At 70.3% G+C, this 24,496-nt stretch carries 23 protein-coding genes; 4 read left to right on the forward strand and 19 right to left on the reverse strand.

The features are described from left to right. Window positions 1–12 precede the first annotated feature (12 nt). The 16 genes from Q0994_RS10690 to aroA all read right to left on the reverse strand — a co-directional run bounded on the left by Q0994_RS10690 (window position 13) and on the right by aroA (window position 16,570). Window positions 13–240, reverse strand: a complete 228-nt coding sequence (locus Q0994_RS10690; RefSeq protein ID WP_299532061.1) for a heavy-metal-associated domain-containing protein — start codon at window positions 238–240, stop codon at window positions 13–15. Next, the gene (locus tag Q0994_RS10695; protein ID WP_299532063.1) at window positions 237–1,430 is read right to left on the reverse strand and encodes a pyridoxal phosphate-dependent aminotransferase; all 1,194 of its coding nucleotides are present in this window, start codon (window positions 1,428–1,430) and stop codon (window positions 237–239) included. The genes Q0994_RS10690 and Q0994_RS10695 overlap by 4 nt, the downstream gene beginning before the upstream one ends. A 5-nt stretch (window positions 1,431–1,435) precedes the next feature. After that, window positions 1,436–1,960: a FixH family protein gene (locus Q0994_RS10700; RefSeq protein ID WP_299532065.1), complete on the reverse strand. Its 525-nt coding sequence runs from the start codon at window positions 1,958–1,960 to the stop codon at window positions 1,436–1,438. Between the two features lie 31 nt (window positions 1,961–1,991). Continuing rightward, the gene (locus Q0994_RS10705; protein WP_299532067.1) at window positions 1,992–2,306 is read right to left on the reverse strand and encodes a hypothetical protein; all 315 of its coding nucleotides are present in this window, start codon (window positions 2,304–2,306) and stop codon (window positions 1,992–1,994) included. Next, the gene (locus Q0994_RS10710) at window positions 2,299–4,227 is read right to left on the reverse strand and encodes an ABC transporter ATP-binding protein (RefSeq protein WP_299532068.1); all 1,929 of its coding nucleotides are present in this window, start codon (window positions 4,225–4,227) and stop codon (window positions 2,299–2,301) included. Before Q0994_RS10710 ends, Q0994_RS10705 begins: the two co-directional genes overlap by 8 nt. Further along, window positions 4,224–5,915 carry an ABC transporter ATP-binding protein gene (locus Q0994_RS10715; protein WP_299532069.1) on the reverse strand — a complete coding sequence of 564 codons (1,692 nt, stop codon included), beginning with the start codon at window positions 5,913–5,915 and terminating at the stop codon, window positions 4,224–4,226. Before Q0994_RS10715 ends, Q0994_RS10710 begins: the two co-directional genes overlap by 4 nt. Before the next feature lie 290 nt (window positions 5,916–6,205). Next, window positions 6,206–7,453 (reverse strand): acetyl-CoA carboxylase biotin carboxylase subunit family protein, encoded by a 1,248-nt coding sequence (locus Q0994_RS10720; protein ID WP_299532071.1) that lies wholly within the window; start codon window positions 7,451–7,453, stop codon window positions 6,206–6,208. Next, window positions 7,450–8,655 (reverse strand): ATP-grasp domain-containing protein, encoded by a 1,206-nt coding sequence (locus tag Q0994_RS10725; protein ID WP_299532158.1) that lies wholly within the window; start codon window positions 8,653–8,655, stop codon window positions 7,450–7,452. The genes Q0994_RS10720 and Q0994_RS10725 overlap by 4 nt, the downstream gene beginning before the upstream one ends. After that, window positions 8,655–9,782 carry a GNAT family N-acetyltransferase gene (locus tag Q0994_RS10730; protein ID WP_299532073.1) on the reverse strand — a complete coding sequence of 376 codons (1,128 nt, stop codon included), beginning with the start codon at window positions 9,780–9,782 and terminating at the stop codon, window positions 8,655–8,657. Before Q0994_RS10730 ends, Q0994_RS10725 begins: the two co-directional genes overlap by 1 nt. 10 nt (window positions 9,783–9,792) lie before the next feature. Further along, window positions 9,793–11,067 (reverse strand): acetyl-CoA carboxylase biotin carboxylase subunit family protein, encoded by a 1,275-nt coding sequence (locus Q0994_RS10735; RefSeq protein ID WP_299532074.1) that lies wholly within the window; start codon window positions 11,065–11,067, stop codon window positions 9,793–9,795. A 45-nt stretch (window positions 11,068–11,112) separates the two neighbouring features. After that, complete coding sequence (locus Q0994_RS10740; protein WP_299532075.1) at window positions 11,113–11,463, reverse strand: carboxymuconolactone decarboxylase family protein; 351 nt, start codon at window positions 11,461–11,463, stop codon at window positions 11,113–11,115. Window positions 11,464–11,498: 35 nt separating this feature from the next. Further along, entirely contained in the window at window positions 11,499–12,722 is a 1,224-nt protein-coding gene (locus tag Q0994_RS10745; RefSeq protein WP_299532077.1) for a M28 family metallopeptidase, read from the reverse strand. Window positions 12,723–12,736: 14 nt separating this feature from the next. Beyond that, window positions 12,737–12,916: a hypothetical protein gene (locus Q0994_RS10750; RefSeq protein ID WP_299532079.1), complete on the reverse strand. Its 180-nt coding sequence runs from the start codon at window positions 12,914–12,916 to the stop codon at window positions 12,737–12,739. A 75-nt stretch (window positions 12,917–12,991) separates the two neighbouring features. Next, the gene (locus Q0994_RS10755) at window positions 12,992–13,684 is read right to left on the reverse strand and encodes a glutamine amidotransferase-related protein (protein ID WP_299532081.1); all 693 of its coding nucleotides are present in this window, start codon (window positions 13,682–13,684) and stop codon (window positions 12,992–12,994) included. A gap of 70 nt (window positions 13,685–13,754) precedes the next feature. Further along, window positions 13,755–15,272 carry a 2,3-bisphosphoglycerate-independent phosphoglycerate mutase gene (gene gpmI / locus Q0994_RS10760; RefSeq protein ID WP_299532082.1) on the reverse strand — a complete coding sequence of 506 codons (1,518 nt, stop codon included), beginning with the start codon at window positions 15,270–15,272 and terminating at the stop codon, window positions 13,755–13,757. Further along, on the reverse strand, window positions 15,269–16,570 hold the full coding sequence (gene aroA, locus Q0994_RS10765; protein WP_299532083.1) for a 3-phosphoshikimate 1-carboxyvinyltransferase: 1,302 nt from the start codon (window positions 16,568–16,570) through the stop codon (window positions 15,269–15,271). Before aroA ends, gpmI begins: the two co-directional genes overlap by 4 nt. Window positions 16,571–16,813: 243 nt before the next feature. On the opposite strand from aroA, the gene Q0994_RS10770 reads away from it, so the two are divergent. Further along, entirely contained in the window at window positions 16,814–17,896 is a 1,083-nt protein-coding gene (locus Q0994_RS10770) for a helix-turn-helix transcriptional regulator (RefSeq protein ID WP_299532084.1), read from the forward strand. Between the two features lie 29 nt (window positions 17,897–17,925). Here the strand turns inward: Q0994_RS10770 and Q0994_RS10775 are convergent, their stop codons facing one another. Both Q0994_RS10775 and Q0994_RS10780 read right to left on the reverse strand, forming a co-directional pair. Next, complete coding sequence (locus Q0994_RS10775) at window positions 17,926–18,309, reverse strand: helix-turn-helix transcriptional regulator (RefSeq protein WP_299532086.1); 384 nt, start codon at window positions 18,307–18,309, stop codon at window positions 17,926–17,928. Between the two features lie 191 nt (window positions 18,310–18,500). Continuing rightward, the gene (locus Q0994_RS10780; protein ID WP_299532088.1) at window positions 18,501–21,017 is read right to left on the reverse strand and encodes a molybdopterin-dependent oxidoreductase; all 2,517 of its coding nucleotides are present in this window, start codon (window positions 21,015–21,017) and stop codon (window positions 18,501–18,503) included. Window positions 21,018–21,361: 344 nt separating this feature from the next. Between Q0994_RS10780 and Q0994_RS10785 the strand changes: the two genes are divergently transcribed. Further along, entirely contained in the window at window positions 21,362–22,102 is a 741-nt protein-coding gene (locus Q0994_RS10785; protein ID WP_299532089.1) for a YcnI family protein, read from the forward strand. A gap of 302 nt (window positions 22,103–22,404) precedes the next feature. Here Q0994_RS10785 and Q0994_RS10790 read toward each other — a convergent pair whose 3' ends face one another. Then, complete coding sequence (locus Q0994_RS10790; protein ID WP_299532090.1) at window positions 22,405–22,860, reverse strand: arsenate reductase ArsC; 456 nt, start codon at window positions 22,858–22,860, stop codon at window positions 22,405–22,407. A 119-nt stretch (window positions 22,861–22,979) separates the two neighbouring features. On the opposite strand from Q0994_RS10790, the gene Q0994_RS10795 reads away from it, so the two are divergent. After that, entirely contained in the window at window positions 22,980–23,291 is a 312-nt protein-coding gene (locus Q0994_RS10795; protein WP_299532092.1) for a helix-turn-helix transcriptional regulator, read from the forward strand. 178 nt (window positions 23,292–23,469) lie between these two features. Beyond that, on the forward strand, window positions 23,470–24,495 hold the full coding sequence (gene arsB, locus Q0994_RS10800; RefSeq protein ID WP_299532160.1) for an ACR3 family arsenite efflux transporter: 1,026 nt from the start codon (window positions 23,470–23,472) through the stop codon (window positions 24,493–24,495). The last annotated feature ends 1 nt before the right edge of the window (window position 24,496 follow it).

The following is a 24,496-nucleotide window of genomic DNA, read 5'->3' on the forward strand; positions in this document are numbered from 1 at the left end:
TCGCGGGCGGGTTCACGCGGCCGTTCCGGCGAACTCGTATCCCGTGCGCTCGACGGCGGCCTGGACCGACTCGGCGTCGACACCCCCGGGCGCGGTGACGGTGACCCGGCCCGCCTTGTGGTCGACGACCACCTCGGTGCCGTCGCCGAGGTCCGTCTCGATGGCGGTGCGGATGCGCTTGGCGCAGCCGCCGCAGGTCATGCCGCGGACGTCGAAGACGGTGGTGGCGATGTCGCTCATGAAGGGCTCCGTTCGTTGATGGTCTTCAGGTAGGTGCCGATGCGGTGCAGTGCCTGGGAGATGTCCTCGGTGCCGACCGCGTACGAGAGGCGCACGTGGTCGGGGGCGGCGAAATCCCGCCCGGGCATGACCGCGACGCCCGCGTGTTCCAGGAGGTCGCGGGCGACCGTGCCCGCATCGTCGTCGGGCCGGGTGTAGAGACCCCGGACGTCGACGAAGGCGAAGAATCCGCCCTGCGGCCGGCCGGTCAGCCGCAGGGGCGGCAGGTCGGCGAGGCCGTCCGTCATCAGCGTCCGCCGGACGTTGAGCTCCGCCGCGCGACGGGCGAGTTCCGTGTCGGTGTCACCGGTCAGGGCGGCGAGCGCGGCGTACTGGGAGATGGAGGAGGGGGCAGAGCTGGTGTGTCCCTGCACGGCCGAGAGGGCCGCGGCGACGGCCGCGGGAGCGGCGGCGAAGCCGATGCGCCAGCCGGTCATCGCGTACGTCTTGGAGAAGCCACCGATGGTCACCGTCCGCTCGGCGACGTCCGGGCCGAGGGAGGCCGCGCTCGTGAAGGTGGCTCCCTCGTGGACGAGGTCTCCGTAGATCTCGTCGCTGACGATGACGAGGTCCTGCTCGACGGCGACGGCCGTCAGCGCCCGGAGTTCCGAGCGGTCGTAGACGACACCGGTCGGGTTCGAGGGGCTGTTGAGGAGGAGGACCCTCGTCTTCGGGGTGATCCGCTCCCTGAGCGCCTCGGGAGTGAGCTTGAAGCCGGTGTCGGCCGTGTCGATGACGACGGGAACGGCCCCGGCGAGGGCGATCATGTGCGGGAAGCTCACCCAGTACGGGGCCGGCAGGATCACCTCGTCGCCGGGCTCGCACAGCACGGTGAAGATCTGGGCGAGGGCCTGCTTGGCGCCGTTCGTGGTGACGATCTGGTTCGCTTCGTAGGAGCAGCCCCATCGGGTGGCGAGCCGCTGGGCGATCGCCTCACGGAGGGGTCCGATGCCGGCGACGGGGGTGTACCGCGTACGGCCCTCGGCGATCGCTCGTCGCGCCCCGTCCGCCGCCTGCTCGGGAGTGGGGAAGTCGAGCTCTCCGCCGGTGAGGTTGATGATGTCGGCGCCGTCCGCGAGCAGGGCCTTGACGTGCGCGTCCAGGGCGGCGGTGCTCGATGCGGGGAGGGTCCGCGCGCGGGTACTGAGCACGGCGTCTACTCCGCCTTCACGTTGAACGCCGTGGTCGAGGCCTTGCCGGAGGCGGGCGTGACGACCACCGTCAGGTGCCAGTCGCCGGGCATGCCCAGGACGAGCTTGGCCTCGTAGCCGTCGCCCTTGGCTCGGGCGGACTGGTTGCCGCCCTTCATCTTCATGTTGGGCATCTCGGGGTTGATCTCTACCTTCGCGCCCTCCACGGCCTTGCCCGCCGCGTCCTTGACGGTGATGGTCGCCGTGCCGGCCGCGCCGCCGCCTTTGGCCGGGCAAGGGCTGACCGCGAAGGTGATCTCAAGACCGTTGTCGGACTTGGTGGCCCGGCAACTCGCGTCGAGGTCCGTACCACCGGAGGTGCCGGCGGACGCAGGAGTCGTCGTGCTGCATCCGGTGACGAGTGCCGCGGCCAGGGCCGCGCTCGTCACGGCGGCCAGGCGCACCGCCCCCTCGGGGGTACGGGGCCCAGCCCGCCGGGCCGCGTTCGTGCCGCGTACGGCGGGCTGGGTGGTGGCCGTGCGCCAGGTCATCTGCACTCCTTCGAAGTGGGGTGGAAAGGGGTCAGCCGCAGCAGGAGGATTTCTTCGGGGCCGCGGCCCCGGCCTCGGCGGGCTCGGCGGCGTCGGCGGCGGGCTTCGGGCCGCAGCACGACGACTTCTTGGGGGCCTCGGCGGCGTCGGCGGCGGGCTTCGGGCCGCAGCAGGACGACTTCTTCGGCGCTGCGGTCTGCTCCGCCTTCTCCGTCGCGGCGGGGGCGGCGGCTTCGGCGGCGGGCTTGGGGCCGCAGCACGACGACGCCTTCGGCGCCTCGACCGTCGGGGCCGCGTTCCCCTGGGCGGCGTCCCAGAACATGTTGCCGAGGTTGGTGTCAGACATGGGCGTTGTCCTTTCCTGTGGTGTTCTTGCCGGTGCGGCCCTCGTGGGCCTGGCAGAGCTCGGTGAGTCGCCCACCCGCGGTGAGCAGTTCGACGGGGAGGCCGGACTCGACGATGCGGCCGTCCTCCAGGACGAAGACCTCGTCGAGGTCCTCGATGAGGGTCATCCAGTGGGCGACGACGATCGCCGTGCGGCCTTCGAGGAGGCGCCGGATCGCGCGGAAGACCAGGCGCTGGCGGTCGGGGTCGACGCTGGAGATGGCCTCGTCGAGGACGATGATGCGCGGGTCGACGAGCATGGCCCGCGCGAGGGCGATGATCTGGCGCTCGCCGACGGACAGGCGCGAACCTCTTTCGCCGACCCGGGTCTTGTAGCCGTCGCGCAGAGCGGAGATCACCTCGTGGGCACCGACGGCTTCGGCCGCCTGGACAACCTGCTCTTCGGTGGCGTCGGGTCGGCCGAACAGGATGTTCTCGGTGACGGTGCCGTCGAAGAGCTGGGCCTCCTGGGTGACCAGAAGCACCTGGGAGCGGACCGAGGCGCTGCTGATGTCGGCGAGGTCGTGGCCGTCGATGCGGATGGCACCGCTCGTCGGTGTGTACAGGCGGACGAGCAGCTGCATCAGGGTGCTCTTGCCGGCGCCGCTCGTGCCGACGATGCCGATGTGCCGGCCCGGCTCGGCGTGCAGGCTGATGCCGTGGAGGACGTCGGGCCCGTCGCCGTACGCGAAGGTGACGTCGTCGACGTCGACCGTTCCTTCGACGGGCGGCAGGGTGCCGGAACCGCTCTGCTCCTCCTCCAGGTCGAGCACGTCGAGCATCCGCTGCGCGGAGGCGGCGATGTCGGATGTCTGACCCAGCTGGTTGGCGAGGTCGCGCACGGGGTTCAGCATGCGCTTGACGAAGAGGGCGAACGCGGCGAGGGTGCCGGCCGCCAGGGCGGTGCCGGAGGCCATGCCCATGGACGCCATCATCGTGTTGGTGCCCATGAGCATCCAGGTCATCGGCATCATGCCGGAGGCCATGTCGAAGAAGAACCCGGATCCCAGCTGGTGCCCGTTGATGATCTGGAGGCCGCCGAAGAAGATCAGCAGGGCCAGGGCGAGGAAGACGCTGAAGCCGAGGTGCGAGGTGAGCCACAGCCGCTTGCGGGAGAGCCGGTTGTGGACCTCGCTGTACTCCTCCGAGCGCCGGCGGAGATCGGCGAGGACCGCCTCCTCCTGGCCGAAGGCGCGGATGTCCGCGAGGCCGTCGATCCTCTGGTTGAGGTAGCCGACCATCTGGTCCCAGCCCTCGCGCTGGGCACGGGTGTCGGGTCGCAGGCGCGCCGTCCACTTCACCGCGATCCACACCATCAGCGGGATCGTGAAGAGCGTGGGCAGGGCGACCAGAGGGCTGAGGGCGAGCAGGAAGACGGCGAAGGCGATGAACCAGATGACGCTGTTGGTGATCTCCATCAGCGTCTTGGTCAGGAAGCCGCGGAAACGGTTGGCCTCGAACAGGACCCGTGTGACCCACGCGCCACTCTCCTGGGCGACGTGCCGGGAGAGCTGGACGTTGTGCAGGCGGGCCACGAGGTCGTTGCGGATGGTGACCGTCAGCCGCTCGTTCACCCGGATCATCGCCGAGTTGTAGGTGATGCGGATGATGTTGTCGAGGACGGTCAGCAGGAAGAAGTTGAGTGCCGTCGACCGGACGGCCTCCATGTCGCCGATGACGATGTGACCGATGCCGGCCATCACCGTGTACATCACGGCGATCGTGACGATGGTGTTGACGACGGCCATGGACGTGGCGACCGTCAGCCAACCCCAGTGGGGGCGCAGGTAGGGGAGGAAGCGGCGTACGGCGCGGAGGAGAGCCCGTCGTGCCTCACGCTCGTCCGGGAGTGGCTCGGTAGCCTGAATCGACGTGGTGGTCATGCTTCCCTTCCTCCGTCCGCGGTGGTCGCGCCCGCGAGGGTGGCCGTGGCGTCCGCGGAAGACTCCGGGGAGGCGAGGCTGATGGTGCGGTCGACGTAGCCGGCGACGGCCGGCTGCTGGGAGGCGATGACCAGGGTGCGGCCCCGGCGGACCCGGAGGACCGTTTCCAGGAGCGCGGCCTCGGTTTCGGCGTCCAGGTTCGCCGTGGGGTTGTCGAGCAGCAGGATGTCGGGGTCCACGAGGAGCACGCGGGCCAGGCCGATCCGCTGGCGCTCGCCCGCGGAGAGGTCCAGGGTGGTGGCGCCGAAGCGCCGGTCCAGCGGAATGTGGGAAAGTCCGGCGGCCTCGACGGCGTCGGTCATCTCCTGGCGGGTGGCCTCGGGGCGGGCGAAGCGGACGTTGTCCTCAAGAGTGCCCTCGAAGATCCACTGGCGCTGGGGCAGACAGACGATCCGGCGGCGCAGTGCCTCGGACTCGTACGTGCGGGCGTCCACTCCGTCGTACGTGACGCTGCCGGCCTCGGGGTCGCGCAGTCGGGCCAGCACGTGGAGCAGGGTGGACTTGCCGCTGCCGGTGGGACCGGTCAGCAGGACGGCCTCGCCGGGCTCGACGCGGAACTCGGCCCTGTCCAGGATCCGGCGGCCGGCGACGTCGACGTCGATGCCCGAGGCGTGAATCCCCCCCACGGCGGGAACGTCGGTGCTGCCCTCTCCGGTGGCGATCACGGAACGGGCGTCCATGACGCGGAGCAGGCGCTGTGCGGTGACGACGCTGCGGAACGCACCGTTCACGTGCATGGCGAGCATGTGGACGCTCATCTGGAACATCATCACGAGAGCGACGACGGCGACCAGGTCACCGACCGTGCTCCTGCCGTCCAGGACCGCGTTGCCGCCGACCCACAGGGCGATCGGCGTGGGCAGGCCCCCGATGACGTTCAGGATGGCTTCCCAGCGGCTGTACGTGCGCTTCATCTGGCCGTCGCGGGCCGTGTGGGCCTCGTTGACCTTGTTCAGACGTTCGGAGGCGTCCGCCTCGCGGCCGTACGACTTGACCACGTTGATGTTGGCGAGTGATTCGCCGACACCGGCGAGGAGTTTGGTGAACTGGCTCTTCAACTCGATGAACGCGCGCTGCAGGCGAAGTTGCACAGTGAAGTTCCCGATGACGACGAAGATCAGCGGGATGGAGGCCAGCACTGTCGTGCGCAGGTCGATGATGAGCGCCGTGATCAGCATGGCGAGCATGACGAGTAGCTGGTTGAGCAGTTCGAGCAGGCCGCCGTTGGTGAGGCCGCGGACCGAGACGGCGTCGGAGATGAGCCGGGTGAGCGCGCGGCCACCGGATGCCTCGGCGACGTCGGCGGGACCCAGGCGCATCATCTTGCGCACCAGGTCCTCGCGGAGATCATTGACGGCCTTGCTGGCGACGGTGAACCGCATGCGCTTGCCGTAGTGCAGCAGGGCCGTGGTGGCGGCGCCGGCGGCGAGCACCCCGACCGAGGTGATCAGCAGGCTGCTCGACTTCCCGCCCAGGACGCCGACGTCGATGGCGTAGCGGGTCAGGAGGGGCACGGCGATGTTGCCCAGGAGGCCGATGAACATGATCACCGTGGCGGTGATGATCTCGCGGCGGTAGCGCAGCGGGTAGCCATAGATGAAGCGCAGCGCGCGAAGCGAGTCGTTCAACGTCGTGCCCCCTCTGGAGTCTTGTGAGTTGGTGGTTGTCAGCGGGCCGCACCCGTCGGGTGCGGCCCGCCGTAGCGTCCCGGGACGGGATCAGTCGCAGCAGGCGCAGGCGCACCCGCACTCCTGGCCGTCCTCGGCGACGTCCTCGGCGCCGCTGGTCTCGCAGCAGCCCGAGCCGACCATGTCGTCAGCCATGTCTTCCTCCTCCCTGGTTTTTGATTCGATAATTTCAAAAGTATCGAATCACGTGTCCGGTTGACCGTCAACAGATCTCCACCGAGCAGAAGTCGTCAGCAGCAGCTGGTGTGCGCACGGTCCACGGCGGCATCGGCCGCCGCGTCGTCGACCAGCCGGACGGCGAGCTGTTCGCGGACCTTCGCGTAGTCGCGCTCCAACTGCTCCAGGCTCTCGCCGGCGAGCACGATGCGGCCGAACGCACCGCCCTTGGGGTGCTCGACGGGGAGCACGGCGTCGCCGGGCTTGACGTCGAACTCCACGAACGGCGGCACCGGGGACTCGAGCCCGCTCAGCGATCCGGCAGCCTGCGCGTCGTAGTCGATGCGCCCACTGCCGTCGAAGACGATGCTGCGGTAGAGCCCGCAGGGCGCCTTGAGTGCCCCGGGTTCCGCGTGCCGGCCCAGGGCGGCCTCGGTGGCGATCAGGCTCGGTTCGTAGCCGGTGGTCGACCGGATCATCTCGACCGCCTGCCCGCCGGGCACGCGCGGGTTGACTTCGCCGGCGCGCCAGCCGTCCGACGTGAGGGTGAACTGGAGGGCCGCGGCCCAGTCGTCGAGGCCGACGGCCGCGAGGACGCGGTCCGCGAGGTCTTCGAGTTCGGAGAGCTGTTCCTCGTCGAGGCGGCTCGGGAAGAACCCCCCGACCTTGACGAAGGTCGGAGGCGGGCCGACCTCCCCCTCGACGACCCACACGACCCGGGTCCGCCCTCCGACCCGGGAGGCGAAGACGCCTATCTCGGGCCCGGTAACGTATTCCTCGATGAGCGCCGTGTCACGGCCCGCCTTCAGGATGTCGCCGACCGCTTGCTCCACGTCCTCGCGGCTCTCGCAGTACTTGAGGCCCGCGGCACTGGAGGCGTCACGCGGTTTGACGACCACGGGCAGGCCGAGCTCTTCGGCGGCCTCGGCGCCTTCTCCAGCGCCCGCGACCACGCGGCTACGGGGCACGGGGACGCCCGCCTCCGCCAGGAGCCGATGGGTGGCCGCCTTGTCGATGCAGTCGCGGGCGGCCTGCTCGGTGATCCCGTGGTCGAGCCCCAGCTCGGCGCGCAGCCGTCCGGCAAGAGGGACCAGGCGCTCGACTCCCGTGACGACGGCGTCGATGGGCCGGTCGGCGTGGGCCGCGGCGACCAGGGCGACGGCGTCGTCCCAGTCGTCGAAGTCGACCTCCAGCGGGTAGTCGGCGAGCATGAGCTGCTCGATCGTCATGTTCTCCTCGGCGAACACGACGTCGTAGTCGGTGTGTTCCTTCAGCTGCCGCACCGTGCGCCGGCCGCCGAGGACGAGGATGCGAGGGGTCATGGGAGCGTCACCTGCTGGTTGTCGGGCTCGACGTGGAGTCGGAGCGATTCGAAGATGGCGCGGTACCGGCTCTCCAGCTCCGCGGGGTCGTCGCCGTAGACCACGATGCGGCCGTAGCTGCCGCCGTCCGGGTCGTCGACACTGCGCACGCTGTCGCCGGGCTCGACGTCGAGCGTGACGGCGGGTACGTCGATGCCGCCGAGGTCGTACCAGGCCGTGCCGGGGCTGTCGGAGGTGACGCACCGGTACAGGACTCCGGTCGCGGTGGGCGTCACGCGCGTGACGGGGACCCCGAGGGCGATCTCGGCGGCGGCGCGTGTGAGGTCGATGCCGCTGGTGCGCTCGGTCGCGGCGCACAGCTGCCCGCCGGGCGGCCGGGCGGCGACATTGATGAGGACGGGGCCGTCCTCCGTGAGCCGTACCTGCGTGTGGGAGACGGCGTGGTCGAAGCCGAGAACGGCCAGGGCGCGGGTGACGAAGGACGCCACCTCGGCCTCCCGCTCGGAACTGAGTCCACTCGGGAAGTCGTATCCCGTCTCGACCTGCCGGGGACCGGTTCCCACGTACTGGGCGAGGATGCCGACGACCTCGGTCCTGCCGTCGCTGGTGATGCTCTGCACGGCGTACTCGGGTCCCTCGACCGCGCGCTCCACGAGGAGCGCGGTGGGGCCGAGAACCTCGACAGCGCGGGCCACGTCCTCGGAGCTGCGGCAGAGCATGCTGCCCCGCCCTCGGGAACCGGTCGCTTTCTTGACCACGACGGGCAGGCCGAGGCGCCGGGCGGCGGCTGCGGCATCGGCCGGGTCGGTCGCCGTCAGATGGTCCGGGACGCGCACTCCCCCGCCGGCGAGCACCATCCGCATGCGGATCTTGTCGTGGCAGGCGAGCGCGGCCCGGAGGTCGAGCCCGCGGGTGCCGAGCCGCGCGGCCAGATAGCCGGCCAGCGGCACGTGCGCGTCGTAGACGCTGAAGACCGCGTCGAGCGGGCGGCCGGCGTGGAGCCGGCGCAGTGCCGCCTCGGCGGCGTCCCAGTCGTCCAGGTCGATGTCCAGGGCGACGTCGACCTTGCAGGCGAGGTCGAGCGGTGTGGGGTTGTCGAGCAGGACGGACCGCACGTCAAGACGGGTGAGGACGTCGACGACGCGGCGTCCCGAGAGGCACGCCACGCTCGGTCGCGTGTCGGCGACGGAGTCGGTCTTCATCAGCAGCACCGCTTGACCATGTCGAGTTGCTCATCCGCGCCCTGACACCGTTCTTCGAGGCGTCGGCAGGCCGCGTGCAGGGCGGCTCGCTCGGCGCGGTCGTGGGTGTTGAGGGCGAGGTAGAGCGGGACGGGACGGGCGCCGAGCTTGCGCTTCTCCACGCCGTTGGACCGGCCGAGGTCGATGGAGCCGACGTCGGTCGCTATGGCGCCCTCGATGAGGCGGGCGGCCATCGCCCGGTAGGGAACGAAGTGCGGGAGCCGCTCGGTGTCGAGCCCGGCCAGCCACATCGACCACTTCTGGGCGAACTGCCAGCCGGCGAAGACCGCAACGGTCTGCTGGTCGGCGTCGGCGGCGGTCACCATCCGCTCGTACGGAGCGAGGCGGGCCTTGACTGCGTGGAGGAACGCCTCGGGCAATACGTCCGTGGGTGTTCCACGGTTCTCGAGGATGGAGTGCAGGAGGCGCACGAGGGTGTCCGCGTCCGCAGGCGCCTCCGCCACGGTGTACGCGCGGCCGGAGACGCGGCGTTCCTTCTCCAGCTTGCGGCGCAGGCGCCCCGGGGCGAAGCCCCAGTAGTCCGCGACGGAGGGCACATCGGTGGAGCAGCGGTACGAAGTCGTGATGTGGGCGGTGGCGTAGCCGTGCCGCAGCAGCAGCCCGCTGAGGTCGCCCGCAGGAGCGTTCGCCACGCCCCATGTCCGTATGCCGTCCTCGCCTGCGGTCACTTCCAGGGCGCCGAGCAGAGAGACGAGCGCGTCCTCGTGGCCGGGCACGGCGAGCGGTCCGCCGTCGAGCGCCGCGAGGCTGTGGGCGAGGAGTACGGGACCGCCCGGGTCGAACGGGGCGAGGTCCGTCAGATACGAGAGCCGGGGGCAGTCGTGCACCACGTACGCCGGGCACACGCCCACGAGGTCGTCTCCGTGGTAGGCCATGAGATGGCGGGGCTCGAAGCGGCCCGGTGGGGCGTCCTCGAAGGCCGCGAGCCACTCCCACGTGTGGAAGACGGTGCCGCCGGCCCGGGCGACGACGCGGTTCCACTGCTCGGCGTCGACCGTCCGTATCGAGGTCCGCACCTCGGTCCGGTGCGTCCTCAAGATCTCCGGGGCGGGTTCGGTGCGTGTCATCTGCGCCACCTCAGCAGCACGACTTGAACTCGCGGCTGTCGGTCTGCGCCGGACCGAGGCCGTCTCCGAACACCACTTGCAGACTCAGGGCTCTGCGGACCTCCTGCTCCGCCCGGTCGAGCTCCTCGGGCGTCTGGCCGTAGACCACGATGCGGCCGTAGACACCGCCGTTCGGATGCTCCTTGGGCCGGACGGTCTCACCGGGTTCGACCTCGACCTCGACGAGGGGACTGAACGGCTCCGTCGCCGGGTCGACTTCGTCGTACAGGAGCGTGCCCGCGGTGTCGAAGACGATGCTCGCGTAGCGCGCGTACGGCACGGTGTCCTGCGCATCGGACTGCGGCAGCCCCAGGGCCTGACGTGTGACCGCCTCCGTCATGTCGACGCCGCTGACGGCGGTGGTCATCTCGACGAGACGGCCTCCGGGCCGTCGCGCGTTGACCTCGATGACGCGGAAGCCGTCCGGGCCGCGCCGGATCTGGGTGTGGCTGATCCAGTCCTGCACCCCCAGGGCGGCGAGAACGTCCCGCGTGAGGCCCTCCAACTCGGCGCGCTCGTCCGCCGACAGGCCGCTCGGGTGCTCGTATCCCAGCTCGACGAAGACGGGCGGCGGCGTCATGCGCTGCCGGAAAACGCTGAGGACACTGGTCTCGGAGTCCTGGGTGAGGGTCTGCACGGCGTACTCGGGCCCGTCGACGTACTCCTCGATCAGAGCCCCGGTCAGGAAGCCTGCCGGAGTCTCGGACAGGATGCCGACGGCTGCGCGCAGCTCGCGCTCGTCGCGGCAGCACCGCACCCCGAACGCGCCTGCCCCGTCCCGGGGCTTGACGACCGCGGGGTATCCGATGCCCTCGGCCGCCTCGATCGCCTCCTCCACGGTGGTGGCGAGCATGAACCGGGGTACGGGCAGACCCGCCTCGCTCAGCACCGTCCGGGTGCGCCACTTGTCACGGCAGTTCGTCGCCGCGGTCTCGTCGAGGCCCCGGGGGCTGTCGACGAGGAGCGAGCCCAGGTGGGCCATCAGCGGCAGTCGCGGTTCCGTGTGGGTGAGCACGGCCACGGGCGCCTCGACGCCGAGCTCGGCGCGTATCGCTGCGGCCACCGCGTCCCAGTCGTCGAGCGCGACGTCCACGTGGGCGTCGACCCAGGGCATGCAGTGCCACGGCACCTGCTCGTCCACGAGCACCACGCGGTACCCGAGATCGCGCACGAGGGCGAATTCCCGTTCGCTGCGGCCACCGAGCACGACGACCGAGCCGGCGCCACTGTTGGATGGATCAATCACGTGCTGCGGCCCTTCGAGGTGAGGTCGGATGGAAGAAAGCCGGTGTCAGCAGCAGGTGTTGGCCTTCTTCGCCGCGGCGGCGACGGCCTGGACGGCGGGGCGCTGCAGCGCGTCGAGCTTCATCGCCTCGACGATGCCGGCGATCTGGCCTATCTCCTCGTTCTTCAGCCCGAGCTTCTTCGCGGCGGCGAGGAAGGACCGCACGGTCTCCTCGCGGTCCTGCATGAGCGCGGCGCAGAGGGCGACGGCGGCGCGGGTCTTGGGCTCCAGCGCCTCGTGGTCGAAGACGGAGCCGAAGAAGTCCTGGTAGCTCTTGGAGAAGGCGGCGTGGTGCTCGCCGACCGTGGGGGCGAGCTGGATGAGCTGGGTGGAGACGGACTGCTGAGACGCGGCCATGGCGATGCTCCTGATCGAGAACGAGGGTGAAAGGGTCAGTACTGGGGGGCGAGGCGGCGGATCGTCTCCAGGACGAGGCTTCCCGCCTTGCTGAGCGCGTCGGGCTCGATCCGCTCGGGGCCGTCGAGCGGCGAGTGGTAGTGGGCCGCCCCGACTCCGATGCCTGCGGCGGCGAATCCGGCGGACGCGTAGCGCCGGTTGTCGGACGACACCGTTCCCGCGTACAGCTGGATGCCGAGGTGTCGCCCGGCGCTGTCGAGTGCGGCGATGATGTGCCGGGGGGCCGGGTCAGCCGGTCCGAGCTCGATCGCGATCCTGCCGTTGAACTTGCCGGCCATGTCGAGGTTGAGCGCGTCGGGTTCGACACCCGCTGCGCGCAGTGCGCGTGCGTGGTGCCCGGAGCCGAGCGTGCCGATCTCCTCGGCGTCGACCAGGGCGAAGACGACCGGCCGGGGCAGCGGCGCGGACGAGGTCAGCACGCGGGCGACCTCGCACAGCACCGCGGTCCCACTGGCGTTGTCGCCCGCGCACGGGAAGTGCCGCTGGGGATCCGAACCGACACCGTCGTAGTGCGCGGTGAGGAGGATGGGCTTCGCCTCCGGGTCGCTGCCCGGCAGGGTGGCGACGATGTTCGTGCCTGTGGCGGGCACGCGGACCAGCGGGACATGGGCGGTGACCACGCCGCCGACCACGTCGGCCAGCAGGTCCGGCCGTACGGCCACGACGGGGAGGCCGACCGGGGGCGGCCCCTGGACCCGTTTGGTGAGGAACCCGGAGGCGTCCGCGTTCTGCGCGGTGAGGATGCCCACCCCGCCGCGCGACACCAGGGCGTCGGCGAGCTCCGCGAAGGCGTTTCCCCGAGGGACTGCGGGCAGAGCTGCCCACTGCCCCGCTCCCGCGTCCTCGGAGACCGTACCGGTGACGGGGCCGGGCATCGGTCCCGAGCGGGGGTGCTCGGCGAATTCGGCGCGGTGGACGAGCTCGCGGTCGAGCCGCGCACCCTGCGCCCGGAAGGTGGGCTGGGCCGACAGTCGCATGATCTCGCGGATGGCGAAGCTGTCGAGCCCGGGCACGAGGCCGTACGCCTTCAGCTCCGCAGCGAGGAACTCGGTGGCCAGGTCGTGGCCGGCCGTGCCGGGCGCGCGCCCCTGCATGTCCGGCATGCACAGGGTCTGGATCGTCATCAGGGCGCGGTGCGCGTCGAACCCGTCCGCGGCCGACTGCGCCGCGACGGGTTGGCCCTGGGCCATGTCCTTCATCTGGGGCGTCTTCCTCAGCAGCCGCCGCCGGGCTCACCACAGCAGCCGCCGCCCTGACCGCCGGCGACCGCACCGGTGTCGTCGGCCGGCTCGCCGCAGCAGCCCTCCTGCGAAGCGCCCGCGGTGGCGGTCGGGTCCGTGACGAAACCGCCGACGGACTCCGGCTCGGCCGCCTCGGTCGAGTTCGTGGCCATGGCCCACTTCCTTTCCGCTCATCTGATTCGAACTTCCCTTACTTAAACAAGTATCGAATCAGAGAGATCGCCATGTCAATGGCCGCGCCGCGCCCGCTCTTCCACCGCGTCCAGGAACGCCCTTATGAGCGGGTGGAGTTGGTCCGCCGTCGACGACAACTCCGGCTGGAACAGGCTGCCGACGAAGAAGGGATGGTCGGGCAGCTCCACCGCGCGGGGCGCCTTCTCCACGTCCCAGCCGCTGATGCGCAGGGAACCGGCGAGGATCTTGTCCTCGTAATCCGGGTTCAGGCCGTACTTGCAGTGGTACGTCTCCACGGTCTCCTCCAGGCCCGGGTAGGCGGAGGCGAGCCGGCTGCCCGGCGCGAAGTGGAGCGGCGCCGTCTCGCCCACGAGCGAGCAGCAGAGCGGGACGATCAGCGGGGTGGAGGCGTCCGCGTCGTACTGCACGTCCTCCGCGTCCTGGATGCCGAGAACGTTGCGGGCGTACTCGATGAGCGCGTGCTGGAAGCCACCGCAGGTGCCGAGGTACGGGATGCCGAGGGTACGGGCGGTGCGGATGGCGAGGAGCACGTTCGCCTGGCTGACGTAGGGCGACCCGGGGACCACCCAGATTCCGTCGTACTCGGCGACGGCCTCGGTCACGGTGCTGCTGGGGAGCCAGTCGACGTCGACACCGAAGGCAGGGACGATCTCGTCGAATCGGGCATGGGCGGGTACGCGGTCGCTGCGGTCGCCGACGAGGGCGAGCCTGGGGCGCGAGGTCATCGGGATGTCTCCAGTCCGGTGGAGGTGAAAGGGGACGCACTGTCTTCGAGGTGGCCGGACGCCGCGCGGCTCACCACAACGGCCGCCCGGTCATGCGGGGCGCAGGGTCGAGTCCGAGCAGCGCGAGGACGCTGGGCGCGATGTCGGCGAGGGTGGCGGGACCTGCGGGCACGCCCGTCTGCTGCCCGGCCGCCGGGACGAGCACGGCCGGGACCGGATTGGTCGTGTGGCCGCCGTACGGCCGGCCGCCGGCGGCCGCGTCGGTGAGCATCTTCTCGGCGTTGCCGTGGTCCCCGACGAGCAGCACCCAGCGGCCGGTCGCCTGTGCGGCGCGGCAGATGGCCTCCACGGCACGGTCGGTGCACTCGGCGGCCCGGCGGGTCGCGTCGAAGTGACCGGTGTGGCCGACGACGTCGATGTTGGCGAGGTTGGCGACCACGAGGGGGACGTCGTCACGGCCGGCGGCGGAGGTCACGGCTTCGGTGACGCGGTCGATGTTCATCGCCGGTCGTGCCGTGTACTCGGCGGCCGTGTCGCCGGTGATCCTGACGTGCTCCTCGACGGGGACGACGGTCGCGTCCCGCCCGTTGAGGTAGTACGTGACGTGCTCGAACTTCTCGGCCTCGGCGATGCGTACGGAGCGCACGCCCTGCACGGCGAGTGCGCCGGCGAGGCCGCCGCCCGCGTCCGCCCGGTGCACCAGGGACGGGATGGACGCCTCGGTGTCGTACTGCGCGAGGCTGAGGAAGGCGACTTGCCGGCCGGCGAGCCGGCCGTACAGGTCGTCCGCGAGCTGCTGGATGCGGTCGCTACGGAAGTTCATGAAGAGGACGGCGTCGCCGTCCTGTACGGGACCGAGCGGGCGGCCGTCGGCTCCGGTGACGACGCAGGGCGGCACCCATTCGTCACCGCGCGGGGTCAGCTCCAGTGCCTCCTGTGGCTCGCCGACCGCTTCGCCCTTGCCGTCGACGATGGCGAGGGAGACCTTCTCCGTCAGTTCGAGGTTACCGCTCTTGTCGAGCGCGTACCCGCGTCCGGCGACCGTCGCCACCTCACCGACCCCCGCCTCGGTGACGAACGTGTCGACGAGCCGGAGGTAGGCGGCGGCCGTGTGGTCGGCGACGTCCCGCCCGTCCGTGATGGCGTGGATGCAGGCCCTCGGGACCGCGAACTGCGCGGCGATGCGCAGCAGTTCCCGCAGGTGCTGCACGTTGGCGTGGATCATGCCGTCGGAGCAGAGTCCGATGAGGTGCAGGGTTGCGCCGGTCGCGGCGAGTCGGGTCAGCACCCCGGTCAGGGTCTCGTTCGAGCACATGCGCCCGCTGGAGAGCTCTTCCTCGACGAGCACGCTGTCGTACGGGACGGGGCGGCCGGCGCCGATGACCATGTGGCCGATCTCGGAATTGCCCACTGTTCCGGGGAGCAGCCCGACGGCGGTGCCGGAAGCGTCGGCGAAGACGGTCGGGCAGGTGGCGATCAGGCCGTCGAGGTACGGCGTGGAGGCCGCGGTCAGAGCGTTGGCTTCGCTCGGCTCCGCGTGCCCCCAGCCGTCGAGCACCAGCAGAATGCCGGGGGTACCGGCGCTCACAGGGTGCTCGTGGTGTTGTCGTCGCGCAGGCTGTCCAGCGTCTTCCAGAAGGTCGGGAAGGACTTCGCGACGCAGCCGGGGTCCTTGACGACGACGCCCTCGGTGCGCAGGCCGGCGATGGCGAAGCACATGGCGATGCGGTGGTCGTCGTAGGTGTCGATGACCGCGCCCTGCGGCGTGCCTCCGGTGATGGTCATGGCGTCGGGGAACTCCTCGACGGCGATGCCCATCTTGCGCAGTTCGGTGGTGACGGCCGCGATGCGGTCGCACTCCTTGATCCGGAGGCTGGCGATGTTGCTGATGTGCGTAGCGCCCCGGGCGAAGGCGGCGACGACCGCGAGGGTCGGGACGACGTCGGGCATGGTCTCCATGTCGATGTCGATGCCGTGGAGTTCCCCGCCGGTGAGGGTGATGGAGTCGGCCGTCATCTCGGCCGTACAGCCCATGCGGACCAAGGCGTCGACGAGGCCGACGTCGCCTTGCTCGGAGTCGCTGCCGATGCCCGGGACGGTGACCGTGCCGCCGAGCACCGCGGCGGCGGCGAGGAAGTACGACATGCCGGAGGCGTCGGGCTCGACGGCGACCGTGCCGCCGCGCAGCTTCTGGCCGGCGGCGACCTTGAAGCGGGTGTAGCCGTCACGCTCGACCACGACGCCCATCTCGGCGAGGGCGGCGATCGTCATCTCGACGTACGGCTTGGAGACCAGGTCGTCGACGACGTGGATCTCGGTGTCCTGCTCCGCGCGCGTGGCGTTGACCAGCAGGCTGGACGTGAACTGGGAGCTGACCGCTCCGCTGATCCGGGTGGAACCGCCGCGGAAGCTCGGGCCGGTGACCTTGATCGGCGGGCTCCCGTTGCCACGGACGGCTTCGGCCGTCACGCCCACGCCGGGGAGGGCGTCGAGCAGGGAGCCCATGGGGCGCTCCTGCATGCGCTCCGTACCGGTGAGCACGGTCGTCCCCTCGGCGTGGGCGGCCATGGAGATCAGGAACCGGATCGGAGTGCCGGCCGCTCCGACGTACACCTCTTCGGCCGGGGCCACCATGGGCCTGCCGGTGGCCGTGACGGTGATCCGCTCCGCCGCGGCGTCGATGTCCACCTCGACGTGGCCGAAGGCACGCAGGGCGCCCGCGAGGAACTGCGTGTCGTCGCAGATGAGGGCGCCCTCGATCGTGGTGGCCTCGCCGGACAGAGCGGCGAGTGCGAGGTAGCGGTTGGAGTAACTCTTGGAGCCGAGGACCTTCACCCGCTTGTCGAAGGTCCGCAGCGGTCGGATCGTGACGCTTTCGGCCTTCATCCGCAGATCTGTCTCGAACGGCCTCAAAGCTTCTCCCGATGGTCGTGGCGTGGTGACGCCGGGGGTGACGCGTTCGAGACTGCGGGGCTGCGGGGCGGCTGAGAAGTTCCGTCCTGCGGCAGCAAGTTGCCGGGCAACATGTTGCCTGTCTTGATCAGGCTGAGGCATGAGACGGCCATCGGAGCGATCAAGTACCGTGCTATCTTGAAGAAATTCAATTCAGCAACAGACCCTGGGGGGCGGATGTTGCAGTCACTGGGATTGGACGAACTGGCGCACGCGATCTATCGCTTCGTGCTCGACCGGCCGGGGTGCCGTCTCCACGACCTGCGGCTCGGCGTCGACGCGCCGGAGGCCGCAGTACGCCGGAGCGTGAGCCATCTCCTGGAACTGTCGCTGCTGCGCCAGGTGTCGGGGACCCTGGTCCCGACCAGGCCGCCGCTCGCCCTGCGCACGATGCTGGAACGGCAGCAGTCGGAACTGCTCCGTCGCCAGCAGGAGTTCGTCCACATCAAGGCCGCCGTGGACCGGCTCTCCGAGGAGTACGAGGACGCACAGGCACGGGGCACACCCGCCGGATGGGAGCGTCTTGAGTCCCGGGCCACGATCCACGCACGCATGGAGCGCCTGGCCGGCCGGGCGTCCACCGAGTGCGTCTCCCTGCTTCCCGCCGACGCGAACAGCGCCGAGGCGATGCACGCCCGGCGCCCGATGGACCAGCACATGATGGACCGCGGGGTCCTGGTGTGGAACGTCTACCCGGAGAGCGTCTACAACGACCGGGCCTGCCTCGCCTACGCCCGCTGGATCGCCGCGAGCGGCGGGAAGGTCGGCACGGCCCCCACGCTGCCGCTCTGGCTCGTCGTCTACGACCGGACCACGGCTCTCCTGCCCGTCGACCCGAAGAACCCGGAGGCCGGAGCTGTACAGGTGTCGGGCGCCGGGTACATCACGGGGCTGATCGCCCTGTTCGAGCGCCTCTGTGAGAGCATGACGCCGCTGGACGCGCCGGGTGCCTGCGAGGGGGACCAGCCCACGCCGCTCGAGAAGGAGTTGCTCCGCCTGATGGGGCAGGGACTCACCGACGAAGCGGTCTGCAAGAAGCTCGGCGTGGGCCTGCGCACCGCGCGTCGCATGATCGCCGACATCATGGAGCGTCTGGGCGCCCGCAGCAGGTTCGAGGCCGGGGCCAAGGCGGTCGAGCGCGGCTGGTTACGGCCCTGTGCGTGCGGTGGCGATCAGCCCGTGCGAGCCCCGAAGGACGCGAAGGGCTCCTCGACCCCGCCCACGACCGCCGTGGGCCTGGACGTCGGCGTTCCGGTCTGAGCCTCTGGGAGCCGGCGCCCTCGGCGGGATCAGGCTTCGGCGACCGCCAGCTCCCCCAGCTCCCCCATGCTCGGGACGGCGAGCAGACCGGAGAGCAGGCTGAGGTTGTCGCGCCGGACCCGGTAGTAGACCCACGTGCCCCGGCGCTCGGAGGTCACCAGATTCGCCTCGCGGAGGATCTTGAGATGGTACGAGATCGTCGGCGCGGAGAGGTCGAACGGGCCGGTGAGGTCACAGACGCAGACTTCGCCGTCACCCGTTGCGCTCGCGATCATCGACAGCAGGCGGAGCCTGATCGGGTCGCCCAGGGCCTTGAACATCTTGGACGTGCCCGCGGCCCGTTTCTCGTCGAGAGGGGCGGCCATGACGGGGGTGCAGCAGGTTACGGGGTCGATCACCTCAAGCTGTGACATCTGTCTAGTTTCACATTTGTCGAATCTTTACGCAACCGGCCTGAGACGTGCAGAGAGGCACCGCATGTGCCTCCCTGCCAGGGGAAATGACCCTGCCTCCGCACGACGGGAGGACGCGCGGAGGCAAGGGCGGGAGATCCAACGGGGGGTGTGCGGCGGAGGTGGCCCGCCGGGCCGGCCGATGTTCCCGATCAGGAGGGAACCCTGGTGACCCGGCAGGCGAAGCACTTGTACGCCTGCTGGCCGGAGAGGTTGTCGTAGTAGCTGTCATCGACGAGCGTGTTCGCCGCCTCGTAGTGATCGGCTCCCAGCTCCTCGGAGAGCTTCTGGGCGGGGCCGAAGGTGTTCGGCAGGAAGACGGTGTCCTCGCGGATGCCTTCCCAATACAGGGCAGTGGCGGTGACCTTGCCCCGAGGGCTCTCCACGATCACGTCGTCGCGGTCGTCGATCCCGAACTTTCGCGCCGTCTCCGGGTGGATCTGAAGCAGCCTGATCCCGTTCAGGCGTGCTCCGGTGGGCGTCCAGTGGGTGACGGAGGCGAAGTGGACCACGCTCGGCCTCCCGGTCATGCCCATGAGCGGGTAGTCGCGGTGGACGGAGCCGTCCCCCTTCACTCCCAGCCGCACCGGATGCGTGACGGCCCGGGGGTTGATGGGGCTGGTGACGAAGCGCTTCTCGTACGTGAGGGTGGGGTGGCCGCCGGTCACCTCGGGGTGGGTGTAGAAGCTGGGCAGTGCCGCGTGCCCGGCGGTGCCGAGCTGCCGGTCCAGCTCCTCGGTGTGGATCTCGATCTTGCCGCTGGGAGTGAGGAAGCGCTGCCCCTTCGCGGCCCCGAGCGACTCCGCGGCCTCGTACCAGGACGGGTGGTCCTGGTAGAGCGCGCTGACGCCGGGGTGGTCGATCGTCGGACAGGGCCAGCGCAGGGGCTCCGTACGCTTCTGCATCCGCTCCTGCGTCATCCCGCCCACGCCCGGTGTGTGCCTGACGAACTCGGCCCAGAGAGTCGAGTAGTCCTTCCACTCCAGGGGGAAGGCTTCGGCCCAGTACGCGTGACCCTTGCGGTGGTCCTGGCGTGCGAGAGCGTGGGCGAGGTCGATCCAGATCTCGTAGTCGGTCTTGGACTCGCCGCAGCGCGGGACTGCGGCTTCCTGCCAGCGGATCGCACGGTCGTCGCGCCGCATGTACACGCCTTCGTACTCCAGCGGCGAGCTCACGGGGAGGACGACGTCGGCGTAGTGGGCCGCCTCCTCCATGAAGAGGCCGGTGTAGACGTAGAAGTCGAGCTCGCGGAACGCCTCCTTGACCTTCTCCGTGTGGGCGGATGAGATCAGAGGGTTGCCCTGGGTGATGATCGCCTTGAGGCGGTAGGGCTTGCCGGTGAGGATGGACTCGGCGAAGTAGTCGGGTCCCACGGGCAGGGCGGTGCCCACGGCGGGCGTGCGGACGGCGAGCGGGGGCAGGTGCAGGTCGCCGGGCCAGGTGTTGTGCATGAAGTTGCACCCGGTGCCGAGCCGGCCGATGTTGCCCGTGACCGCGGCAAGGAAGGTGAGGACGCGGTACGTGTCGAAAGCGCCGAGCTGGTGCGAGATGCCGGCGTTGCAGAAGATGGCCGCCTTGTCGGCGCGGGCGTAGTCGCGCGCGATGCGGCGAATGGCCTCGGCCGGGACGCCGGTGACCGTGGAGGCCCACTGCGGGGTGTAGCCGGATTTGGCCAGGTGGGCCTGAAGTTCCTCGAAACCGAGGACCCAGCGGTCGACGAACTCCCTGTCGTACAGGCGCTCGTCGAGGATGTGGTGGAGGATTCCCAGGACCAGGGCGAGGTCGGTGTGCGGCTTCGGGGAGATCCACTCGTCGGCGAGGGCACCGGTGGGAGTCTCCCGGGGGTCGACGACGACGAGCTTGGCGCCCGTGCGCGCCCGCCCGCGGAGCAGGTAGTCGAAGGTGACGGGATGGGTCTCGGCCTGGTTGGTGCCGAGGAAGAGGAAGTAGTCGGCGGAGCCGAGGTCGTCCCGGCCGGTGGCGCCGTCCGTGCCGTAGCCGTTGGTGAAGTTCCCGAGGCCGAAGGTGGCCTTGAGGGCGTTGCCGCCGGCGTCGTTGCAGACCGGCCCGACGTCGGTGTTGTTGGGGCTGCCGAGGAGTGCGAACAGGCGGGCCACGAGGGAGCCGGTGCCCCGCGGGAGGCGGCCGGTGGTCCGGTTCGCGACAGCGGCGGCCTCACCCTTGTCGCGCAGCGCCAGAAGGCGGCGGGCGATCAGGTCGAGCGCCTCGTCCCAGGTGGCCTCGCGGAAGGCGGAGTCCTTGGAGCCCTTCCTGCCGCCCGTACGGATCAGGGGCGTGGTCAGACGCAGCGGGTTGTGCGTGAGCTCGGCCATCATCGGGGCCTTGACGCAGATGTTGCCCTGCTGCACCGGGTCGCCCGACGCGCCCTGGACGCTGATGACGCGGTCGGCGCGGACACCGACGGAGAGGGCGCAGTTCGAGTTGCAGAACTGGCAGGCGCTCTTGACCGTCCGGTCGGGGCGCAGGGCCGCCGAGCCCTCGGTGAAGTTCAACGGACCGCCCTCGCCGACGGTGGTAGGTGGTGCGACGCTCGCGGGGCTGCCCCCGGCCGCGGATGCGGTCGGGACGTCGACCATCAGGGCCGCGCTGGTCAGCACGGCGCTCTGGACCACGTTGCGTCTGGAGACAGGCTTGTTGCTGTGGGACACGTCCGACTCCCCCTGTGGTGTGGCAGGCGTCGAGAGCCTAGGGTGACCACCACCTTCTGTCTAGAGATTCATCGAATCAAAGGGCTACAGTGAGGCGCGCACCGTCCCACCACTCGGACCGGCCCGGCCTTCGCACTGCTCTGCCGCTCCGTCGGATCGGATCCGTGCATGTCGACATAGAACCCGCAGGGGTGGGGATGGATCCGCGCCCTCGGCTGACGCCGGCCCCCCTCGCGTCCGTGTGCCGAGGCCGGGTCTCCCACGCCCTCCCCCACCCAGCCCCACGAGCGCGTGTGCCGCAGCAGGCGCCGCGCGGGGCGCCATACCACTGGAGTCACCCACTCATGCGCACTTTCGCACGCCTCGGCGTCGTCACCGTGACCGCGATCGCCGGCCTCACCTTCGGCTCTCCCGCCTTCGCCCACGTGTCCGTCCAGCCGGAGGGCACGGCCGCCAAGGGCGGATACGCCACCGTGAACCTCAAGGTCCCCAACGAGCGGCCCAACGCCTCGACGGTCGAGGTCGAGCTTTCGCTCCCGACGGATCACCCACTGGCCTCGGTCATGCCGGAGGCGGTGCCGGGGTGGACCATCGAGGTGACCACGACGAAGCTCGCCAAGCCGCTGACGCTGCACGGCAAGACCATCACCGAGGCCGTCAGCAAGGTCAACTGGACCGCCACCGGCAAGGGCATCCGGCCGGGCTACTTCCAGAAGTTCCCGCTGTCCCTCGGCCAGCTCCCCGAGGACACGGACGAACTCCTCCTCAGGGCGGTGCAGACGTACGACAACGAGGAGGTCGTGCGCTGGATCGAGCCGCCGGTCGAGGGCGAGGAGGAGCCGGAGCACCCGGCCGCCGTGCTGAAGCTCTCCGCCGCCGCCGACGACCACCACGGCGCATCGGCGACCCCGGCCGAGCCGGCCGCGAAGCCCTCGGCCGGCGGTGACCCGGGCGACGAGAAGGCGCAGGGGCACGACGACGTCGATGGCGGCACCGACCGGTGGCTCGGCGTCGCCGGAATCGTCCTGGGCGCTGCCGGACTCGGCACGGCTCTGGTCACCAGCCGTCGTCGCGGCGACGCCTGATCCAGCGAGGTCGCCATGACGATCACCGTCTCCCGCGCGCACCGGTGGGCCGCCGTCCGGCCGGCCGGTCCGGCCCTGCTCGTCGCCGGGGCCTCCCCGGCCGACGCGCACGCCGTGCTCACCGCCGGTGCGCCCGCGCGCGGGGAGGTGGTCCCCGAAGCACCGACCCGGGTGTCGTCGACCTTCACCGGCGGCCCTGCGGCGCGCGTCAGCGGGCCACTGGACCGTCTCCGGCGTCCAGGTGCCGACGCCGGGGACCTGGGAGCCGGCGCTGACGGTGCGGACCTCCGACGTCGATCAGATCACGCTGCGTCGTCCGCTCGATGTCCGCTGACGCCAGCGGCGTACGCATTCCGGTCGATCTCGGCGACGAGGTCCGCGACGCGCTCCTTGACCTCATCACGTATCCGGCGCACGACGTGGAGGTCCTGGCCCGCCGGGTCCTCCAGCGCCCAGTCGCGGTACTGCTTGCCGGGGAAGACGGGACAGGTGTCGCCGCAGCCCATGGTGATCACGTAGTCGCTGCTCTTCACCATTTCCCGGGTCAGCACCCGCGGCGTGAGACCGACCAAGTCGATACCCACCTCGGCCATGGCGGCCACGGCCTGCGGGTTGACGCACTCGGCAGGGAGGGTTCCGGCGGAGCGGACTTCCACGTTCCCGCGTGACAGGTGCTGGAGCCAGGCGGCGGCCATCTGTGAGCGGCCGGCGTTGTGGACGCAGACGAACAGGACGGAAGCGTGGGGGATGGCGGCCATGTCGGTCCTCGGGTGGTGCGGTGCATCGGCAGGTGAGGAGTGGAGGGGCCGTCGAATCCCTGGGAGAGACTGGGGGAAAGCGGTGGCCGCGGCACCCTCGGTCGTGAGAGTATCAGCACATGCTGACATCAGTCGACAGTGACGTCTTGAAGGTGCTGGCCGACCCGCTGCGACTTCGGATCGTGACGCTGCTGGCACGCGAGTCCCTCTGCACGACCCACCTGGTCGAGGAGACGGGAGCCCGACAGACCAACCTGTCCAACCACCTGAAGGTGCTCCGCGAGGCGGGCCTCGTCGATACGGAGCCCTGCGGCCGATGGGTGTACTACAGGCTCAAGCCCGAGGCGCTGTCCGCGCTCGCGGGCGAGTTGACGGGACTCGCGGCGGCCGCGCGGGAGACCGTCGACCACGACCGAAAGCGGAGCTGCTGACACCAACAGGAACTGACATCACTGAAAACTGGTGTCAGTTCACAGTGATGTGAGAGCATCCCCTCATGCTCATCCCAGTCGAGGCTGACGCGTTCGCGGGGACCGGATCCTGCCCGAGGCGGCGCCCGTGACGCTCACCGATCCGGACACCACTTCCACGACGGCCCTGACCCGTCGCATGTCGACCCTCGACCGCTACCTCGCGGTGTGGATCCTCATCGCGATGGCCGGCGGCCTCCTCCTGGGGCGGCTCGTCCCCGGGCTGAGCGGCACTCTCGCCGCGGTCGAGATCGGCGGCATCTCGCTGCCCATCGCCGTCGGGCTGCTCGTGATGATGTACCCGGTGCTCGCGAAGGTGCGGTACGACCGCCTGAACGCCGTCACGGGCGACCGCCGGCTCATGGTCACCTCACTGGTCGCCAACTGGGTCGTCGGCCCGGCGGTCATGTTCGCCCTCGCCTGGGCCTTCCTGCCCGATCTCCCCGAGTACCGCACCGGGTTGATCATCGTGGGCCTCGCCCGCTGCATCGCGATGGTGATCATCTGGAACGACCTCGCCTGCGGCGACCGGGAGGCCGCGGCGGTCCTCGTCGTCCTCAACTCGTTCTTCCAGGTGGTGGTGTTCGGCCTCCTGGGCTGGTTCTACCTCGACCTGCTGCCGAGGTGGCTGGGGCTCGGCGACGGGCAGGGGCTCGACGTCTCGCCGTGGCAGATCGCGCTCAACGTGCTCGTCTTCCTCGGCGTACCCCTGTTGGCCGGCTTCCTGTCACGGCGGGTCGGCGAGAAGAGACTGGGCAAGGACGGATACGAGCAGGAGTTCCTGCCCCGCGTCGGTCCGTGGGCGCTCTACGGCCTGCTGTTCACGATCGTCGTCCTGTTCGCCCTCCAGGGGAAGACGGTGACGTCGCACCCGCTCGACGTGGCGCGCATCGCCGTTCCGCTCCTGGTCTACTTCGCCGTGATGTTCTTCGGCTCCTTCGCACTCGGCAAGGCGGTGGGGCTGCCGTACGACCGCACCGCGACGCTCGCCTTCACCGCCGCCGGCAACAACTTCGAGCTCGCCATCGCCGTCGCGATCGCCACGTTCGGCCTCACCTCGGGGCAGGCCCTGTCCGGCGTCGTCGGCCCGTTGATCGAAGTGCCCGTGCTCATCGGCCTGGTCTACGTCTCTCTCTCCCTCAGAAGGCGCTTCGCGCGGACGTGAT

Source organism: uncultured Streptomyces sp. (assembly GCF_947488945.1).
Classification (GTDB): domain Bacteria; phylum Actinomycetota; class Actinomycetes; order Streptomycetales; family Streptomycetaceae; genus Streptomyces.

Coding starts and splice junctions, on each gene's coding strand:
- Q0994_RS10690 (WP_299532061.1), bottom strand. CDS start 240: ATGAGCGACATCGCCACCACCGTCTTCGACGTCCGCGGCATGACCTGC.
- Q0994_RS10700 (WP_299532065.1), bottom strand. CDS start 1,960: ATGACCTGGCGCACGGCCACCACCCAGCCCGCCGTACGCGGCACGAAC.
- Q0994_RS10705 (WP_299532067.1), bottom strand. CDS start 2,306: ATGTCTGACACCAACCTCGGCAACATGTTCTGGGACGCCGCCCAGGGG.
- Q0994_RS10710 (WP_299532068.1), bottom strand. CDS start 4,227: ATGACCACCACGTCGATTCAGGCTACCGAGCCACTCCCGGACGAGCGT.
- Q0994_RS10720 (WP_299532071.1), bottom strand. CDS start 7,453: ATGACCCCTCGCATCCTCGTCCTCGGCGGCCGGCGCACGGTGCGGCAG.
- Q0994_RS10725 (WP_299532158.1), bottom strand. CDS start 8,655: ATGAAGACCGACTCCGTCGCCGACACGCGACCGAGCGTGGCGTGCCTC.
- Q0994_RS10730 (WP_299532073.1), bottom strand. CDS start 9,782: ATGACACGCACCGAACCCGCCCCGGAGATCTTGAGGACGCACCGGACC.
- Q0994_RS10740 (WP_299532075.1), bottom strand. CDS start 11,463: ATGGCCGCGTCTCAGCAGTCCGTCTCCACCCAGCTCATCCAGCTCGCC.
- Q0994_RS10745 (WP_299532077.1), bottom strand. CDS start 12,722: ATGAAGGACATGGCCCAGGGCCAACCCGTCGCGGCGCAGTCGGCCGCG.
- Q0994_RS10750 (WP_299532079.1), bottom strand. CDS start 12,916: ATGGCCACGAACTCGACCGAGGCGGCCGAGCCGGAGTCCGTCGGCGGT.
- Q0994_RS10755 (WP_299532081.1), bottom strand. CDS start 13,684: ATGACCTCGCGCCCCAGGCTCGCCCTCGTCGGCGACCGCAGCGACCGC.
- aroA (WP_299532083.1), bottom strand. CDS start 16,570: ATGAAGGCCGAAAGCGTCACGATCCGACCGCTGCGGACCTTCGACAAG.
- Q0994_RS10770 (WP_299532084.1), top strand. CDS start 16,814: ATGTTGCAGTCACTGGGATTGGACGAACTGGCGCACGCGATCTATCGC.
- Q0994_RS10775 (WP_299532086.1), bottom strand. CDS start 18,309: ATGTCACAGCTTGAGGTGATCGACCCCGTAACCTGCTGCACCCCCGTC.
- Q0994_RS10785 (WP_299532089.1), top strand. CDS start 21,362: ATGCGCACTTTCGCACGCCTCGGCGTCGTCACCGTGACCGCGATCGCC.
- Q0994_RS10790 (WP_299532090.1), bottom strand. CDS start 22,860: ATGGCCGCCATCCCCCACGCTTCCGTCCTGTTCGTCTGCGTCCACAAC.
- Q0994_RS10795 (WP_299532092.1), top strand. CDS start 22,980: ATGCTGACATCAGTCGACAGTGACGTCTTGAAGGTGCTGGCCGACCCG.
- arsB (WP_299532160.1), top strand. CDS start 23,470: ATGTCGACCCTCGACCGCTACCTCGCGGTGTGGATCCTCATCGCGATG.